This window comes from Anaeromyxobacter sp. (assembly GCA_016718565.1).
GTDB lineage: Bacteria > Myxococcota > Myxococcia > Myxococcales > Anaeromyxobacteraceae > JADKCZ01.
This window is the reverse complement of sequence record JADKCZ010000010.1, coordinates 169456-182266: the sequence shown is the minus strand read 5'-3', so window position 1 is coordinate 182266 and position 12811 is coordinate 169456. Positions and strand designations below refer to the sequence as shown.

Here is a 12811-nt window from a genome sequence, read left to right as displayed (position 1 = left end):
TGTCAAGGTCAGGACACCTGTCCAGATCCACTTGGGCCCGGCCTTGCGACGGCTCGCCTCCGGGCACTAGATGTCTGACTGTCATTCGTCATTCCAGATCACGGACGAGACGAAGTAGGCATAGGCGCGGCAGGAGGCGAGGGCGGCCGCGGCAGGGTGGCTCTTGGAGCAGGACGCGACAGCGGTCGCTCGGGACAACCTTCAGGCCGCCCAGGAAGGCGCCAGGAGCAGCGTCCGCGCCCTGGCCACCACCCTCCCCCCGGCCCTCACCGTCGACGAGGCGGCCCGGCTGCTGCGTGTAAACCGGAAGACGCTCTACGACGCGGTGCGCGACGGTCGCGTCCCGGGTGTGGTCCGGATGGGCCGAACCATCCGCATCGGCCGCGACGCCCTACTAGACTGGTTGAAGGGCAACAGCAGTCCTGCGCTCGGAGATGACCGATGAGCGTCAGGCTGCGGAAGTGGAAGACGAAGGAAGGCAGAGTGCTGGAGCGCTGGACCATCGACGTGAAGCTCGCCCTGCCGGGGAAACCACCCCGGCGGGTCCGCGACTTCTCGCCGGTCAACACGCGCCGTGGAGCGCTGCAGCATGAGCGCGCGGTGCGCGAGGCGATCACGGCCGGAACTCATGACAAGGAGGTGAAGGAGGTCCCCACCCTGGAGGCCTTCCAGGCGCGGTTCCTCGACCACGCGGTGGTGAACAACAAGCCGGCCACGGTTTACGAGAAGCGCTGGGTCCTGCGGTTGCATCTCGTCCCGGCCTTCGGCAAGCGCCGGCTCGGCCAGATCGGTCCGGCCGACGTGGAGGCCTACAAGGCGCGGAAGCTGAAGGAGGGCCAGGGGGCGAAGACCATCAACAACCACCTCTGCATCCTCCGGAAGCTCCTCAACCTGGCCGTCGAGTGGGGCGAGCTGCCCTACGCGCCCAAGGTGAAGCAGCTCCGCGTCACCCCCTCCGACTTCCGGTTCCTCACCTTCGAGGAGACCGAGCGCTTCCTCCGGGCGTCCGCGCCCGAGTGGAAGGCCTGGCTCATCACGGCGCTCAAGACCGGCCTCCGGGTCGGCGAGCTGCTGGCACTCAAGTGGGAGGACCTGGACCTGGTCGCCGGCCGAGTCGTGGTCCGCCGGACGCTCTGGCACGACCAGGAAGGAACGCCCAAGGGCGGCCGCTACCGCGAGGTGCCACTCTCCCAGGACGCCGTGGCCACGCTGCAGGCGCACCGGCACCTCCGGGGGCCGTACGTCTTCTGCGAGACCACCGGGAAGCGGCTCAACCACAACCGGGTCAAGGAGTTGGTGCCACGGACCTGCGCGCGGGCTGGCCTCGCCAAGCGGCTCACCACGCATGACCTCCGGCACACCTTTGCGTCACACCTGGTGATGCGGGGCGTGGCCCTCAAGGCGGTGCAGGAGCTCCTCGGTCACGCCACCATGGAGATGACGATGCGCTACGCTCACCTGTCGCCGGACGTGAAGCGGGACGCAGTGCAGCTTCTCGACCGGCCGCCTGGCAGGTCTGCGGTGGCAGAACCCCCAGCGATCACGCCCGTCGCGGCGCCGTAGGGGCACATGTGGGGCACATGACTGGCCACGGACGAGGCGGAAAAGAAAAACCCCCGACAACTCGATGAGTTGTCGGGGGCAAGATGGAGCGGGAAAACGGATTTGAACCGTCGACCCTCGCCTTGGCAAGGCGATGCTCTACCGCTGAGCTATTCCCGCAAAGACGGTCGCAGGGCCGGGTTTATAGAGGCCCCCTGCGAGGCGTGTCAAGCGTCTTCCGGCGTTCCCGCCCGCGGCGCCGGATCAGGCCTCGGGCCCCTGGTAGACGGCCCGGAGGAACCCGCGGAAGTAGTCGATCATCGACCAGATGGAGAAGAAGAGCGACACGAACAGCAGGATGGTGCCGACGCGGTTGGCGTCGAACTCGAAGGTGAAGAGGCCGGCGTCCACCGGGTAGGTGTAGTGCAGCAGGAGGAAGGTGATGCCGGCCACCTGGTAGGCGGCCTTCTGCTTCCCTTCCTTGCCGGCCGCGATGACGATCCCCTCGCTCATGGCGATGGTGCGCAGGCCGGTGACGATGAACTCGCGCGCCATCAGCACGATGACCACCCAGGCGGCCACCCGCCCGAGGTGCACCAGCATCACCAGCGCGGCCATGACGATGAGCTTGTCGGCGGTGGGGTCGAGGAACTTGCCGATGACGGTGATCTTGCCGGTGCGCCGCGCCACCCAGCCGTCGAGGAAGTCGGTGGCGCCGGTGGCGGCGTAGGTGAGCGCGGCGATGAAGCTGTCGATGCGCGACTCGTAGTAGGTGAACCAGAGGAACACCGGGATCATGGCGACCCGCACCAGGGTGATGGCGTTGGGGAGGTTGAAGGCCTCCTGCCTGAGCGAGCGGCCGCTCACGACGCCTCCTCCGCCCCGCGGTCGAGGAGCACCAGCCCCTGGCCGGAGAGCTCCACCGCGCCGCCCACCGCGCCGCCCTCCAGCGGGGGCGCCAGCCGCGGGGTGAGCCCGCCGACCCAGCCGATCAGCGCCGCCGGCGGCACCCGCACCGGCGCGCCCGGCGTGACGGCCACCGCCAGCGCCTCGCCGAGGGTGCGCAGCACCACCCGCCCCTGCCCGCGCAGGTGCACCAGGTCCACGTCGCCGGCCGGGGAGGCCAGCCGCCCGTTCTCGAAGGCCACCACCTCCTCGAAGCCGAAGACCACCGGCTCGCGGAAGAAGCCGGCGTCGCCGCCGAGGTCCAGCACGGTGAAGCGGCGCCCGGCGGTGGAGAGCAGCACCAGCCCCTCGCCGGCCAGCCGGTGCATCCGGTCGGGCCCCTCGCCGAAGGGCTTGTCGGTGGCCCGGCCGCGGAACCGCTTCACCTCGCCGGTGAAGGCCACCTGCCCGCGCCAGGCCAGCAGCCCCTCGAGCCGGCAGAGGAGCTCGCCCCGCACGGCCACCGCCAGCGCCGCCCCGTCGGCCACGAAGGGCTCGTCGGCGGGCGGCTGGAGCGTCCGCTCGGCTGCCCAGGCGGCCAGGCGCGGCGCCGAGGTCAGGGTGGCGGGGGCCTCGATGGCGGAGTCGAGGGAGGAGTCGGAGGGGGGAGCGAGCTCGGGCCCAGTCGGGGCCGAGGTCGGGGCCGAGGTCGGGGCCGAGGCCGAGGTCGGGGTCGGGGTCGGGGTCGGGGTCGGGGTCGAGGTCGAGGTCGGGGTCGAGGTCGAGGTCGGGGTCGGGGTCGAGGTCGGGGCCTCGGCCTCGCCCCCCGCCTCGGTCCAGGCCTCCGTCGACCCCACCTCCACCTGCTCCCCCTCCTCGACCGCCACCGCGCCGAGCGGCAGCTCGTCGGGCACGCCGGCGGTGAGGAGCGGCCCGAGCGCCTCGGCGCCGGGGTGCGCGGGCGGCGGGCCCTCGGCCTCGGCCGTGGCGGCGGCCTGCTCGGACGCCCTGGCCTGCGAGAGCAGCTCGTCGCAGCGGGCCACCAGCGGCTCGCTGCCGGCGCGGGCGAAGCAGGTGCGGGCCCGGGCGGGGTCGCCGCTCTCCAGCAGGGCCAGCCCCAGGTAGCCGAGCGCCTTCTTGTGGTCGGGGGCGAGGTCGAGCGCGATCTCGAGCTGGCGCACCGCCTCGGGCAGGCGCCGGGCCTTCAGGTTGGCCAGCCCCAGGTTGATGCGGGCCCCGGGCTCCACCGGGTTGTCCTCCACCAGCCGCTGCCAGGCCACCGCCGCCTGCTCGAAGAGCCCCTGCCGGTAGAGCGCCTGGCCGATGAGCCCCAGCGCCTTGGCGTCGCGCGGCCGGAGGGACAGCGCCTCCTCCAGCGCGGCCCGGGCCTCCTCCACCGCGCCGCGGCCCAGCGCCTGGGCGCCGCGCGTCAGGTGGCGCACGAAGGCCGAGTCGCCGCCCTCGCCCTCGCCGGCCGGCGCGGCGGCCCGGCCCCTGGGTGCCCCCACCCCGCCCACCCGGCTACCGCCCCGCCTTGAGGGTCTCGTAGAGCGCCACCACCTTGCGGACGTACTCCCGGGTCTCGGGGATGTTGGGCACGCCCTCGCCGGCGCGGCGCACCGCCTCCGGCCCGGCGTTGTAGGCCGCCAGGGTCTTCACCAGGTCGCCGGCGTACTGGTTGGCGAGCAGGCGCAGGTAGCGGGCCCCGCCCTCGATGTTCTGCGCCGGGTCGTAGGCGTCGGTGACGAAGAGGTCCCTGGCCGTGCCGGGCATGAGCTGCATCAGCCCCATGGCCCCCTTGTCGGAGAGGGCCCGGGGGTTGAAGTTCGACTCCACCGCCATCACCGCCATGATGAGGGCCTCGGGCAGCTGGTACTTCTCGGCCGCGTCGCGGATGTGCGGCTTGTAGAGCTCGCGGGTGGTGCGGGTGGCCGCCCCCACCTTGGTGGCCCGGCTGGAGCGGTACACCCCGGCCACGTCGCTGGTGCGCACCCGCTTGCAGCGCGGATCGGTCGGCACGTTGGTGAAGACGTTGACCCCGTCGCCGTCCACGTACGAGCAGGTGTCGTCGCCGCGCGCCGGGGAGGCGGCGAGCAGCGCGAGCAGGGCCAGGCAGGGGGTGTGGCGGAGCGACGTCATGCCGCCCCGGAAGCTATCAGGGGGGGGCAGGCCCCCACAACTTCCGGCCCCCACCTCGTGCTACATCTGGCCACCATGAGCGCCCTCTCCCCTCGCGAGCACGTGGACTTCCTGGTCCTCGGCGGCGGTGTCGCCGGCCTCACCTTCGCCCTGGAGGCCGCGCCGCACGGCTCGGTGCTGGTGCTCACCAAGCGCCAGCGCTTCGAGGGCTCCACCCAGTACGCCCAGGGCGGCATCGCCAGCGTGCTGGGGGCCGACGACCGCTTCGAGCTGCACGTGGAGGACACGCTGGTGGCCGGCGCCGGCCTCTGCAAGAAGGAGGCGGTGGAGGTCACGGTGCGCGAGGGGCCGGAGCGCATCCGCTGGCTGCGCGGCCTGGGCGTGGAGTTCGACCGCGAGGGGCCGGACCAGCTGCACCTCACCCGCGAGGGCGGCCACTCCCGCCGCCGCGTGGCCCACGCCAAGGACACCACCGGCCGCGAGGTGGAGCGGGCCCTGCTGGCGGCCTGCGCGGCGCACGGCATCCGGGTGGTCGAGGACGCGGTGGCGGTGGACCTGGTCACCAGCGGCAAGCTCGGCCTGGGCGGCCCCAACCGCACCCTGGGCGCCTACGTGCTGGAGCGCGCCAGCGGCACCATCTCGGCGGTCTCGGCCGGCATCACCATCCTGGCCACCGGCGGCGCCGGCAAGGTCTACCTCTACACCTCCAACCCCGACGTGGCGACCGGCGACGGCGTGGCCATGGCCTGGCGGGCCGGCGCCTCGATCGCCAACATGGAGTTCTTCCAGTTCCACCCCACCTGCCTGTTCCACCCCATGGCCAAGAGCTTCCTGGTCAGCGAGGCGCTGCGGGGCGAGGGCGGCATCCTGCGCAACGCGGCCGGCGAGGCCTTCATGGCCCGCTACGACGCGCGCAAGGAGCTGGCGCCGCGCGACATCGTGGCCCGCTCCATCGACGCCGAGATCAAGCGCCGGGGGGACGACTCCGCCTTCCTGGACATGACGCACCTGCCCAAGAGCTTCCTCATCGAGCACTTCCCGCACATCTACGCCACCTGCAAGGAGTTCGGCGTGGACATGGCGGTGCAGCCCATCCCGGTGGTGCCGGCGGCCCACTACCAGTGCGGCGGCGTGGTGACCGACCTGGTGGGGCGCACCTCGGTGCCGCACCTCTACGCCATCGGCGAGGTCTCCTGCACCGGCCTGCACGGCGCCAACCGGCTGGCCTCCAACTCGCTGCTGGAGGGGCTGGTCTTCGGCCGGCGCGCCGCCATCCGGGCCGTCGACGAGCTCACCGAGGCCGGCGGCCCGCCGCCGCTCATCCCTGACTGGAACCCCGGCGACGCGCTGGCGCCCGACGAGGGCGTGGTGGTGACGCACAACTGGGACGAGGTGCGCCGCCTCATGTGGAACTACGTGGGCATCGTCCGCTCGCAGAAGCGGCTGACCAGGGCCCGCACCCGCCTGGCGGTGCTGCGCGGCGAGATCCGCGACTACTACTGGCAGTACCGGGTGACGCCCGACCTGGTGGAGCTGCGCAACCTGGCCGACGTGGCCATGCTCATCGTGGAGTGCGCCCTGCGCCGCAAGGAGTCGCGCGGCCTGCACTACGTGCTCGACTACCCGGAGAAGGACGACCGGGAGCTGCACGACACGGTGGTGGCGCTGGGCGACGTGGAGCCGCGCCTCGACGGTCGCTGAGGCGGGGCCGCCCCCCGAACTCCGCCACCCCAGGGCGAGGCGACGCTCAGGGCGCTCGGGGCCAAGGCGAAGCGGGCGCGGTCGCTCAGGGCGACTGGTGCGGCCGCTCGGCCTTGCGGCCGCCCGGCCCGAAGTCGAGCACCATGGACCCCAGGGCGCTGGAGAGCCGCAGCACGAAGGGGCGCCCCTCCAGCGGCGCGCCGGTCCACGGCACCCGCACCCGCCAGACCTTGTCGAACTTCCCCACGTAGTTGAAGAGCTGCATGGTGGCGGGGTTCGACTCCTCGAAGGCCACCTCGGTGGCCGCCGCCTGGTCGGTGCCGTCGTCGAGCTCGGCGCGCCAGGTGGAGGGCCTGGCGTCCAGGTCGTTGTGCGCGGGGTCGGCGGTGTAGAGGGCCAGCACGAACTCCTCGCCGCGGGCGGCGTCGGCGTCGCCGGCCGCCAGCGCGGCCTCCAGCTCCGCCGGCGTCCAGGAGAGCCACTCGCCCAGCTGGCGGGTGCCGGCCTGGCGCACCGGCGGGGAGAGCCAGGTGCCGCTCAGCGAGGCCCGGTGGACCAGCCCGTCGTAGAGCCGGGCGCTGCGGGAGGCGGCGTCGCGCAGCCCCTTGTAGGCGCTGGCCTCGGGCCCGGGGCGCGGCTGGCGCGGCGGCAGCCGGGAGCGGACGCCCTGCACCGCGCCGCAGCCGGCCAGCGCCAGGGCGCAGGCCAGGGCCACGGCGGCCCGGCGGGTCAGCCCGGGGGCGGTCACGGCAGGAAGTCCTGGCGGGTGAAGGCGGACCGCAGCGGCACGCCGCTGGCCTCGATGGCCTCGCGGCCGCCCTCCAGGCGGTCCACCAGCGCCAGGCAGGCCACCACCTCGAGCCGCTCGGCCCGGCAGCGCTCGATGGCCTTGAGCGCCGAGCCGCCGGTGGTGACCACGTCCTCCAGCACCACCACCCGGCTGCCGTCGGGGATGGTCTTGCGCCCCTCGATCCACTGGCCGGTGCCGTGCCCCTTGGGCTCCTTGCGCACGATGAAGGCGTCCACCGGCGCCCCCTCCAGGAAGCTGGTGAGCGCGATGGCCGAGGCGATGGGGTCGGCCCCCAGCGTCAGCCCGCCCACGGCCCGCACCAGCGGCTGGATGGCCCGCACCTCGGCGAAGAGGCAGCGCCCCACCAGCACGTGCCCCTCGGCCGTGAGCGCGGTCCGCTTGCAGTCCACGTAGAAGTCGCTCTCCTTGCCGGAGGCCAGGGTGACCTTGCGCCGCTCGAAGGAGAGGGTGCGCAGCAGCTCCAGCAGGCGGGCCCGATCGGTCTCGAGGCTCATCGACGTCCTCCGGTGAGGTAGGGGTAGAGCTCCGCCAGGTAGCGGGCCTGCTCCACGATCATGCGGCGGGCGTCCTCCGGAAGCTCGTCCCAGGCGTCCACCGCCAGCGAGAGGTCCTGGTTGAGCTGCCAGAGCCGGCCGGCCAGGTCGGCGGCCAGCTCCTCGGGGGTGACCTCCTGCGGGGCGGCGTCGGCGGGGGTGGCCGCGGGCGCCGCCGGCCCGGCCGGCGCGGCGGCGGCGTCGGCGTCCAGGCCGGGGTCCCAGGGGTCGGCGGCGGGCTCGAGGTCGCGATCGGCCGCCTCGTCGGAGGCGGCGTCCTCGGTGGCGCCGCCGTCGTCGCCTGGAGCGCCGGCGCCGGACAGGGCGGCCGGAGCCCCCTCCAGGAAGGCCAGGAAGGCCTCGCGCTGCTCCGGCGCCACCGGGGCGCGCACCCGCGCCTCCTCCAGCAGCCCCTCGGCCCACGGGGCCAGGTGCCCCTCGGCCAGGCGGCGCGCCAGGGCCGAGAGCTCCGGCTCTCCCAGGGGCTCGCCCAGCAGCGCCTGCACCAGCGCCAGCGCCCAGGCGTCCTCGTCGTCGAGGCGGTCGTGCACCCGGGCCAGCACCCGCGTGCGGCCCAGCAGCCGCACCGCCGCCAGGCGGCGGAAGCCGGCCACCACCTGGAACTGCGCCGGGTCGTCCTCGGCGGCGCCCGCCAGCGGGCGCAGCTCCACCGGGCCGAGCTGGCCCAGTCGGGCGATGGAGCCGGCCAGCAGCGCCACGTCGCCGACCTCCCGGAGCCGGAAGGTGGCGTCGGCGGCGATGGCCTCGAGCGGGATGAACTCGACGGCGCCGGTGGCGTGGAGCGGCGCCGTGGTGCGTGGCACGAGCTCCACGGCGGGCCCCGGCTACTTCTTCGTCTTGACGAGGACCTTGCGCTTCACGGCGCCCATGGCGACGGGAGCGGGCGGGACCAGGGGGCGCGGCGCGGCGGCCGGGGCCACCTTCTCCTCCACCACGCGGGGCTCGGCGGCGCGGGGCGCCGGCGCGGCGGCCGGGCGCGGGGCCGACGGGCGGCCGAACTGGCGGGTCGGCAGCGCCGGGCGGCTGGCGCCGCTGGTGGCGGCGGCGGCGGCGCGCGGGCGCTCGGCGCCGGTGTCCACCTCACCCATGTCGATGCGGCCGCGGAAGGAGGCGCCGTCCACGATGATGACGCGGGGGGCGGCGATGTCGCCCACCATGCGCCCCTCCTTGGTGATCTCCACCGACTCGGTGGCGGTCACGTTGCCCACCACCACGCCGGCGATGATGCAGTTCTTGACCTGCACCTCCGCCTTGACCTGGCCGGTCGGCTCGACCACCAGGGTGCGGGTGAGGGTCAGGGTGCCCTCGACGCGGCCGCGGACCGTCAGGTCCTCGTCGCCCGCCAGGGAGCCGCTGATGAGGATCGACTCGCCGATGATGGTGGTGCCGTCGCTGGTCGCCATGGTTACCTCCCCTTCGCTTCCTTGACGTCCATGTCGACGCTGCCCTTGAACACCGCGCCGTCGGCGATGAGGATGCGCGGCGCCCGGATGTCCCCGGTCACCGAGCAGGCGGCCTTGAGCTCGACCTTCTCGGTGGCGGCGATGTTGCCGGTGACGCTGCCGCTCACCTCGACGTTGGCCGTCTCGATGTCGGCCTCGATGACGCCCGAGGCCTCCACGAAGAGGCTCTCCTTCAGCGCGATCTTGCCCTTGACGGTGCCCTGGATGACCAGGTCCTCGTCGCCGGAGATCTCGCCGTCGATGACGATCGAGCTCCCGATGACGGTGTGCGCGCCGCTGCGCGGCGCGCTCGCCTTCTCGATGCCTGCCATGGCCCTGAAGCCTCCCTCGAAGGAACCGCACCCCGAGCGAGAGCGGCGCGTCGCGCGCCACGAGAACGCCTGGTCGGGGAACGCCGGGCAGGATACGGGCCCGCTCCGGGGCAGGTCAACGGCTTTCACCCGCGGGCGAGCGCACACCCGCCGCCGGTGTGGCAGGCGCGGCGCCGCTGCGGGCCAGCAGCCAGGCCACCGCCTCGGCGATGGGGCGGTCGCGCTCCACCTCGTTGAAGAGCTCGTGGCGGAAGCCGGGGTAGGTCACCAGGGTGCGGTCGCGGGAGCGCGCCGCCTCCACGAAGCGCCGGGCCGCGGCCGGATCGGCGATGGTGTCCGCCCCCCCCACCAGCACCAGCAGCGGCGCCCGGAACTCCTCGGCCCGGGCGGCCACGTCGGCCTGGGCCCGGGTGGCCTCGTCGAACCAGCGCGGGGTGGTGGTGCGGCCGTAGAGGGGGTCGTGGGCGGTCCAGGCCTGCAGCTCGGGGTCGGCGGTGAGCGCCGCCAGGTCGAGCCCGGTGGCCACCGGCAGCCAGGGCACCACCTTCCCCATGAGCCGCGCCGCCATCACCTTCATGAGCGGCGGGCGCAGGGCCAGGCGCAGGTAGGGCGAGGAGAGGACGAACCCGGCCGGCTCGCGCCAGTGGTCCACCCCCCAGCGGGCCGCGATGAGCGCCCCCATGCTGTGGGCCGCCACGAAGAGCTTGCCGGCGTAGCCGTCGCGGCACAGGCGGGCCAGGAAGGCGTCGATGTCGGCCAGGTAGTCGGAGAAGGCGTCCACGTGCCAGCGCCGCCCGTCCGACTGCCCGTGGCCGCGGAAGTCGAGCAGCGCCACCTCGAAGCCGGCGCGGCACAGGGCGCTGGTGAGCGCCGGGTAGCGGCCGGAGTGGTCGCCCCCGCCGTGCAGCACCGCCACCGTGGCGCGCGGCGCCGGGGGGCGGTAGCGCTGCCAGTAGAGGCGGAGGTGGTCGCCCGAGTTGAGGAAGCCCTCCTCGTGCGACGCCTCGGACGCGGAGGGGAACGCCGGGACCGGCATGGTGCGCGGACGCTAGGCGGGGGTGGTCGTCGAGTCAACCTTGGAGGCGCGCCGGAAATGTGATCTCCTCCGCCTCCGGCATGGCCGCCCTCCGCCACCTCCTCGACCGCCGCGCCACCCGCGCGGCCCTGCTGGCGGCGGTGGTGGCGCTGGGCCTGGCGGCGCGGCTGGCCACCTGGCCCTGGGTCCTCGGCGGCCCCGAGCCGCGCTTCCTGGGCGACGGCGACCCGCTCTACCAGGTGCTGCAGGCGGAGCGCTTCCTCGACCAGGGGCTCTCGGCCACCTGGCGCGACCCTGGGCTGAACTTCCCGCTCGGCGCCGACGTGCCCTGGCCGCCCCTCTTCGCGGTGCTGCTGGCCGGCGCCGGCGCGGCCGCCAACGGCGGCTGGGTGCCGGACCGGGCCACCCTGGAGGTGGTGGCCCTGGTGGTGCCGGCGCTGCTCGGCGCGCTCATGGTGCTCTTGGTGGCCTTCCTGGGCCGGGCGCTCCTGGGCGGACGGCCCTGGCTCGACGCGGCGCTGGCGCTGGCCCTCCTCCCCTCGCACGCCATGCTGTCGTCGCTGGGGCGGCCGGACCAGCACGCCCTGGAGCCGCTGCTCTTCGGCCTGGTGGTGCTGGGGGCGGCGCGCCTGGCCGCGGGCGGCGGCGGGCGCGCCGGGGCGCTGCTGGCGGCGGCGGTGGTCCTGGCCTTCTGGAACTGGAACGGCAGCGTGCTCTACCTGGCGCTGCTGGCCGGGTTCGCGGCGGCGGGGCACGCCCTGGGCGCGCCGGGCGACCAGGCCCCCGGGCGCACCGCGGCCAGGCTCGCCGGGGCGCTGGGCGCGGGGGCGGTGCTGCTGGCCGGCTCGGTGGCGCTGCTCGCCCCCACCACCAACCTCTTCACCGCCGGGCTCTCCGGGCTGACCGGGCTGCAGCCCACCCTGGTGGCCGGGACGGCGCTGGCCTGCGCGGCGCTGGCGGCGGCGCGGCGCCTGCGCCCGCAGGCCGGCTGGCCCGAGCGGGTGGCCACCGCCGCCGCCGCCCTGCTCCTGCCGGCGGCGCTGCTGGTGGTGCTCCCCTGGAGCCGCGACGGCATCGACCGCGGCCTCACCATGCTGGCGGCGCGCGGCTGGTACCGCACCATCATGGAGTTCCGGCCGCTCCTCCCCTCGGGGCTGGGCGCCCCGGCGGACGACCTGCGCGCCATCCTGGCCAACCACGGGCTCACGCCGCTGGCGGTGGTGGCGGCGCTGCCGCTGGCCTGGCGGCGCTGGCGGCGGGCCGCGCCGGAGGCGCGCGGGCCCATCCTGCTGTTCGGCGTGACGGCGCTCTTCACGCTGGTCATCGGCTGGGCGCGCAACCGCTTCGCCATCTACCTCTCGGTGGCCGAGGCGCTCTCCGCCGCGCTGGTGGCGCGCGAGGTGGCGGCGGCGCTGGCGGCGCGCTGGCCGGCGCCGGGCTGGCCGGGCCCGGCCGCGGGGGTGGCCACGGCGGCGCTCCTGCTGGCGCCCGCCCTGCCCTCCATCCTCCAGGCCAGCTACGCGGCCCACTCGCCGGGGCGCACCACCGACCTGGCGCCGCTGTCCCGGCTGGCCGGGCGCACGCCCTCCCCGGCCGGCCGCGAGGCGGTGCTGGCGCCCTGGAGCTACGGCCACGACGTCCGCTACTGGTCCGGGCGGCCGGTGGTGTCGAGCCCGTTCGGCGTCGAGGGCGGCGCCGGGGCGCTGGAGGTGGACGCGGCCTTCCACCGGTCCACCGACGGCCAGCAGGCCGAGGCGCTGCTGGCCGAGCGGCGGGTGGGGTTCGTGGTGATCCACGAGCCGCTCGACGAGGTGGTCTCGCTGCTGGCCTTCGCCCCCCCGGACGCCCTGCCGGTGGTGCGCACCAGCCCGGACCAGGCGCTCATCAACACCGCCCGGGTGCTGCCGGCCTTCCGCATGCTGGTGGCCACGCGGCTCTGGCTCTGGGACGGCATGTGGGGTGACGGCGACGGGCGGCTCCTGCCCGACGGGCCGGCCGCCCTGGGCGGCTTCCGGCTGCTGGGCGAAGGCCCCTCCCTCTCCTTCTGGCAGCAGGTGGGCGTGCCGATGTTCAAGCTCTTCCAGGTGGTGCCGGGGCTGACGCTGCGGGTGGCGGGGGCGGCGCCGGGGGCCCGGGTGGCGGCCTCCACGCGGCTGCGCACCGGCGCGGGCCGGCAGGTGGCCTGGACCACCCACGCCTTCGCCGCGCCGGACGGCACCGCCACCCTGCGGCTGCCCTACGCGGCCGGGCTGAACGGGGAGGTGGAGGCCTCGCCCTGGCTGGTGAGCGACGGGCGCGGCTCGGCGGGGGTGGCGCCCACCGAGCGCGAGGTGGTGCTGGGCGGGGTGCGGGAGGTCAGGCTGTGAGCC

The 12811-nt window shown here is 74.8% G+C and carries 13 protein-coding genes and 1 tRNA gene; 4 read left to right on the top strand and 10 right to left on the bottom strand.

What is annotated here, in order from left to right:
* Positions 1-241: 241 nt before the first annotated feature.
* Positions 242-445 (top strand): helix-turn-helix domain-containing protein, encoded by a 204-nt coding sequence (locus IPO09_17525; GenBank protein ID MBK9519109.1) that lies wholly within the window; start codon positions 242-244, stop codon positions 443-445.
* Positions 442-1563 (top strand): tyrosine-type recombinase/integrase, encoded by a 1122-nt coding sequence (locus IPO09_17520; GenBank protein ID MBK9519108.1) that lies wholly within the window; start codon positions 442-444, stop codon positions 1561-1563. Before IPO09_17525 ends, IPO09_17520 begins: the two co-directional genes overlap by 4 nt.
* Positions 1564-1647: 84 nt before the next feature.
* On the opposite strand, the gene IPO09_17515 is transcribed toward IPO09_17520, so the two are convergent.
* The 4 genes from IPO09_17515 to IPO09_17500 form a co-directional block, all read right to left on the bottom strand.
* Positions 1648-1722 (bottom strand) — tRNA-Gly (locus tag IPO09_17515).
* 84 nt (positions 1723-1806) lie between these two features.
* Positions 1807-2409 carry a CDP-diacylglycerol--glycerol-3-phosphate 3-phosphatidyltransferase gene (gene pgsA / locus IPO09_17510; protein ID MBK9519107.1) on the bottom strand — a complete coding sequence of 201 codons (603 nt, stop codon included), beginning with the start codon at positions 2407-2409 and terminating at the stop codon, positions 1807-1809.
* On the bottom strand, positions 2406-3935 hold the full coding sequence (locus IPO09_17505; protein ID MBK9519106.1) for a tetratricopeptide repeat protein: 1530 nt from the start codon (positions 3933-3935) through the stop codon (positions 2406-2408). The genes pgsA and IPO09_17505 overlap by 4 nt, the downstream gene beginning before the upstream one ends.
* Before the next feature lie 13 nt (positions 3936-3948).
* On the bottom strand, positions 3949-4566 hold the full coding sequence (locus tag IPO09_17500; GenBank protein MBK9519105.1) for a lytic transglycosylase domain-containing protein: 618 nt from the start codon (positions 4564-4566) through the stop codon (positions 3949-3951).
* A 75-nt stretch (positions 4567-4641) separates the two neighbouring features.
* On the opposite strand from IPO09_17500, the gene nadB reads away from it, so the two are divergent.
* Positions 4642-6267 carry an L-aspartate oxidase gene (nadB, locus tag IPO09_17495; GenBank protein ID MBK9519104.1) on the top strand — a complete coding sequence of 542 codons (1626 nt, stop codon included), beginning with the start codon at positions 4642-4644 and terminating at the stop codon, positions 6265-6267.
* An 85-nt stretch (positions 6268-6352) separates the two neighbouring features.
* Here nadB and IPO09_17490 read toward each other — a convergent pair whose 3' ends face one another.
* The 6 genes from IPO09_17490 to IPO09_17465 form a co-directional block, all read right to left on the bottom strand.
* Complete coding sequence (locus IPO09_17490) at positions 6353-7000, bottom strand: hypothetical protein (protein MBK9519103.1); 648 nt, start codon at positions 6998-7000, stop codon at positions 6353-6355.
* Between the two features lie 11 nt (positions 7001-7011).
* Positions 7012-7572 (bottom strand): orotate phosphoribosyltransferase, encoded by a 561-nt coding sequence (pyrE, locus tag IPO09_17485; GenBank protein ID MBK9519102.1) that lies wholly within the window; start codon positions 7570-7572, stop codon positions 7012-7014.
* Positions 7569-8444 carry a ParB N-terminal domain-containing protein gene (locus IPO09_17480; protein MBK9519101.1) on the bottom strand — a complete coding sequence of 292 codons (876 nt, stop codon included), beginning with the start codon at positions 8442-8444 and terminating at the stop codon, positions 7569-7571. The genes pyrE and IPO09_17480 overlap by 4 nt, the downstream gene beginning before the upstream one ends.
* Before the next feature lie 12 nt (positions 8445-8456).
* A complete protein-coding gene (locus IPO09_17475; protein MBK9519100.1) occupies positions 8457-9035 on the bottom strand; it encodes a polymer-forming cytoskeletal protein in 579 nt (192 codons plus the stop codon).
* A 2-nt stretch (positions 9036-9037) separates the two neighbouring features.
* Positions 9038-9406, bottom strand: a complete 369-nt coding sequence (locus IPO09_17470; protein MBK9519099.1) for a polymer-forming cytoskeletal protein — start codon at positions 9404-9406, stop codon at positions 9038-9040.
* 115 nt (positions 9407-9521) lie between these two features.
* Positions 9522-10442: an alpha/beta hydrolase gene (locus IPO09_17465; protein ID MBK9519098.1), complete on the bottom strand. Its 921-nt coding sequence runs from the start codon at positions 10440-10442 to the stop codon at positions 9522-9524.
* 59 nt (positions 10443-10501) lie between these two features.
* Between IPO09_17465 and IPO09_17460 the strand changes: the two genes are divergently transcribed.
* On the top strand, positions 10502-12808 hold the full coding sequence (locus tag IPO09_17460; GenBank protein ID MBK9519097.1) for a hypothetical protein: 2307 nt from the start codon (positions 10502-10504) through the stop codon (positions 12806-12808).
* The last annotated feature ends 3 nt before the right edge of the window (positions 12809-12811 follow it).

What these genes read in the sequence shown, in the direction of transcription:
- nadB (MBK9519104.1), top strand. Translation starts at nt 4,642, where the DNA reads ATGAGCGCCCTCTCCCCTCGCGAGCACGTGGACTTCCTGGTCCTCGGC.
- IPO09_17475 (MBK9519100.1), bottom strand. Translation starts at nt 9,035, where the DNA reads ATGGCGACCAGCGACGGCACCACCATCATCGGCGAGTCGATCCTCATC.
- IPO09_17500 (MBK9519105.1), bottom strand. Translation starts at nt 4,566, where the DNA reads ATGACGTCGCTCCGCCACACCCCCTGCCTGGCCCTGCTCGCGCTGCTC.
- IPO09_17470 (MBK9519099.1), bottom strand. Translation starts at nt 9,406, where the DNA reads ATGGCAGGCATCGAGAAGGCGAGCGCGCCGCGCAGCGGCGCGCACACC.
- IPO09_17465 (MBK9519098.1), bottom strand. Translation starts at nt 10,442, where the DNA reads ATGCCGGTCCCGGCGTTCCCCTCCGCGTCCGAGGCGTCGCACGAGGAG.
- IPO09_17520 (MBK9519108.1), top strand. Translation starts at nt 442, where the DNA reads ATGAGCGTCAGGCTGCGGAAGTGGAAGACGAAGGAAGGCAGAGTGCTG.
- pyrE (MBK9519102.1), bottom strand. Translation starts at nt 7,572, where the DNA reads ATGAGCCTCGAGACCGATCGGGCCCGCCTGCTGGAGCTGCTGCGCACC.